Annotated in this window: 1 protein-coding gene; it reads right to left on the reverse strand. The window is 53.9% G+C overall.

Annotated elements, in window-relative coordinates:
- On the reverse strand, positions 1–187 hold a 187-nt coding region (locus MXD62_RS08425), incomplete at its 3' end, for a hypothetical protein (RefSeq protein ID WP_248828835.1).
- Between the last annotated feature and the right edge of the window lie 97 nt (positions 188–284).

Here is a 284-nt window from a genome sequence, read left to right on the forward strand (position 1 = left end):
GGAGCTTGTGTTCGCCGATCTTGATTCCGTTGAACGGCGCATTGAGCGCATTGGCCGCAAAGTAAAAGCGGGGGATAGGGAAGCGAAGCAGGAGCTCGACGTACTGGAGCGCTTGAGAGCGGCTTTCGAAGAGGGCCACCCGGCTCGCAGCGTAGAGTTGGATGAGGAAGAACAGAAGTTGGTGCATGATCTTCATTTGCTCACAATTAAGCCGCTGCTTTATGTGTGCAACGTAGCTGAGGACGGCATTTTAAACGCCGAAGAAAATCCTCACGTGCAGGCTG

The organism is Frankia sp. Mgl5 (assembly GCF_023242985.1).
GTDB classification, from domain to species: Bacteria; Actinomycetota; Actinomycetes; order Frankiales; family Frankiaceae; genus Parafrankia; species Parafrankia soli.